Here is a 2792-nt window from a genome sequence, read left to right on the forward strand (position 1 = left end):
CATAGCAAAAAACCTCACAAAAAGCATAGTCCTAGCACTAAACACAAACGGAAACTTCGCCCTCAAAATAACCAACGACCTACTAGACAAACTCGACGCCAGAACAATCGGCCAAAACATATCCCAAACCCTCAAAGGAAAAGGAGGAGGAGTAAACGACCTATACCAAGGACACATAACAGAAACCCAAAACATAAAAGAAGCACTAATCCAAGCAGTAAAGAAAACACTCCAACAACAACAATAACCCCCACCAAGCACCCAACAACTTAGCCTTCTTCCCATGCAAGCACCAAGCAACAAAAAAGATAAAGAGAAAAACAGAGATTTCCCCACCGTGATACGGGGTGGGAGGAAAGGGTTCCCTTGGAAATCTCTGTAGAAATGTTTTCCACGGGAAGCTTTAACGCTTTACGGGAAGAAGCATCTTTGTAAAATACATTCCTCCCTGGTCCCTCTTCCCAGTTCATATCATTTACCATGCACAATGAGAAAACTAAAGAAATCCTACAATGATAAATGGGAAACACTTGCACAAAAACACTTTCACACAACAGAGAAACAAATAAATAACACCCCAACAAAATAAACCACTGGGAAACAGTATCAGAAAAGAATGAATTGAAAGAAAGTGTTTTTTAAGATGAAGATGACCGCATTGAAATCGTGGTATCAGAAAAGAATGAATTGAAAGTGTTGTTACGCTTTACACTGACAATTAATGGGATTTGTATCAGAAAAGAATGAATTGAAAGGTTGCAAAGACGACAATACGACTGAAATATTTACGCAACATATCAGGAACGAATGAATTGAAAGAAAATAAGGACAACGATATCTAAGATATCGGCAAAAAGGTATCAGAAACGAATGGATCTGGGCCTTTTACCTTTATGTGCTTGTCTATGGGACTAGATGTAGTGGGGAAAGGAATAGAATGAGTTTTTGGGCTGGGTGCGGGATTTTTCGTGCTTGTTTGCGGGTGTTAAGAATTATATAGTTCTTTGTGGTTTTTCTTTGTGGTGTTTGTATGTTTAGGCTGAATAGGGAGCAGAGGAGGCTCCTGGAACGCATGGGCCTCAACTTTAAGCCCCTTGACGGCGTCCAGGAGGTACAGCTCAAGATGCAGGGCAAGACCATAGTTATCAGGTCTCCGGAAGTCCAGGTAATCGAGATCAAGGGCGGCTCCAGGATATACTACGTGTCGGGCATAGAAGAAGAGGTGGCCGCGGCGCAACAAGAGGTTCCAGAGATATCGCAGGAAGACGTCGAGCTAGTCGTACTCAAGACGGGCGCCAGCCAGGAAGAGGCAAGGAAGGCTCTCATCGAGGCAGGGGGAGACATAGCTAGGGCAATCCTGCTACTCAGCCAGAAAAAGGCCTAGGCTTCTTTTTTCCACCTGCGTTGCACAGCAAGGTTTTTGTCTATGAACTAGTCATTCCAGACGTGTTGACAAGGATAAAGCAGAGACTAGAAAAAATAGTCGAGCCCCTCGGAAACCTATTCGTAGCCCTGGGCCTCAGCCCCAACCAAATAACCATTCTCGGCTTCCTGCTTGGAGCCGTCGCAGTAGCTACCCTCGCCTTTACGGGCTCCTTCCCAGTTTTCCTCTGCCTCTTCGCGTTCGCGGGCCTAATGGACGCCATAGACGGCTACGTCGCCAGAAAGACAAACAGGGCCACTAGCTTCGGCGCCTTCCTAGACTCAACCTTCGACAGGACCACAGACGCACTGACAGTCCTGCCCCTCTACACGGCAGGCCTCACGAGCACCTACGAGGCACTCCTACTCGTCACAGGCGAGTTCCTAGTAAGCTACACCAGGGCCCGCGCGGAGTCCCTAGGCGTAAAGATGGCAGGAGTAGGCCTAGCAGAGAGGGCAGAAAGGCTCATAGCAAAGGTCTCAATATACCTCCTGCTAGCCCTCAACTACTGGACACCAGCATACATACTGTTCTGGGCACTCGTCGCCGCAACATACTACACAGTCGCACAGCGAATAACCCACGCATACAAAACCCTAACACGCGCCCCAACCAGCGCATAAGTTCTCCAAAAACCAATGCCAAGAACCAGATTAAAGCCCAATTTTTATAATCACACATCATAAGAAAACTAAAAGTTATTTATGAAGTTTCTCGACGGGAAGCCTATTTTTAAAAAGAGATTACGGGAAAACTTCCCGACCTCAAACGGGCTATTCCGGGAAGATTCCCAATTGGGAAGTTTCAGAAGCCTCCAACGGGTAAATTTGAGTGCTAGGGCAGTTTTACAGACTTCTTGCTAAAACTAAACGTTAAACATATAAACCCCTCCTCGGTAAAAAATTTCGGATGCAACTCAGAAAGAATTGAAAGGTAATATAGTAGGATTGGAAAGTAGCGTATCCTGTCCCGATGCAACTCAGAAATAATTGAAAGGTCGGTGGGCTCAAGGTGGCACTGATGTCTATGGTTCTTATTGTGCAATTTTGGAAGAATCGTTGTGAAGTTTTCTAGTTGTGGGTCGATTTAGTGTATTCCTTGTCTCCTTGAAAAGTGTTCTTGCTTGTGTGTTGGTTGATGCTGTTTGTGGGCAAAATGCTATTAGGCCCCCTTGTTGTGTGTATTGTTGGTTTGGGTATGATCGAGGTTGATGGGTCGTTTGGGGAGGGGGGCGGGCAACTGCTCAGGTATAGCATTGCTTTGGCTGCCCTTATTGGTAGCCCGTTGAGGGTCTACAATATTAGGGCTAAGAGGGACCCGCCGGGCCTGAGGCCCCAGCACTTGACGGCTTTGAGGTTTATCGCGGAGC

Annotated in this window: 4 protein-coding genes; all 4 read left to right on the forward strand. The window is 46.3% G+C overall.

Annotation, left to right across the window (positions count from 1 at the left end):
- On the forward strand, positions 1–247 hold a 247-nt coding region (locus QXT17_RS09995), incomplete at its 5' end, for a hypothetical protein (protein ID WP_342815865.1).
- A gap of 783 nt (positions 248–1030) precedes the next feature.
- A complete protein-coding gene (locus QXT17_RS10000; RefSeq protein ID WP_020962084.1) occupies positions 1031–1384 on the forward strand; it encodes a nascent polypeptide-associated complex protein in 354 nt (117 codons plus the stop codon).
- Between the two features lie 20 nt (positions 1385–1404).
- Positions 1405–2046: an archaetidylinositol phosphate synthase gene (gene pgsA, locus QXT17_RS10005; RefSeq protein WP_020962083.1), complete on the forward strand. Its 642-nt coding sequence runs from the start codon at positions 1405–1407 to the stop codon at positions 2044–2046.
- Positions 2047–2620: 574 nt separating this feature from the next.
- The coding region (locus QXT17_RS10010; RefSeq protein WP_342815863.1) for an RNA 3'-terminal phosphate cyclase at positions 2621–2792 on the forward strand (172 nt) is incomplete at its 3' end.

Source organism: Thermofilum sp. (assembly GCF_038871435.1).
GTDB lineage: Archaea > Thermoproteota > Thermoprotei > Thermofilales > Thermofilaceae > Thermofilum > Thermofilum adornatum.

Bases quoted from the DNA above. Each gene is read 5' to 3' on its own strand.
- QXT17_RS10000 (WP_020962084.1), top strand. From the start codon at position 1,031: ATGTTTAGGCTGAATAGGGAGCAGAGGAGGCTCCTGGAACGCATGGGC.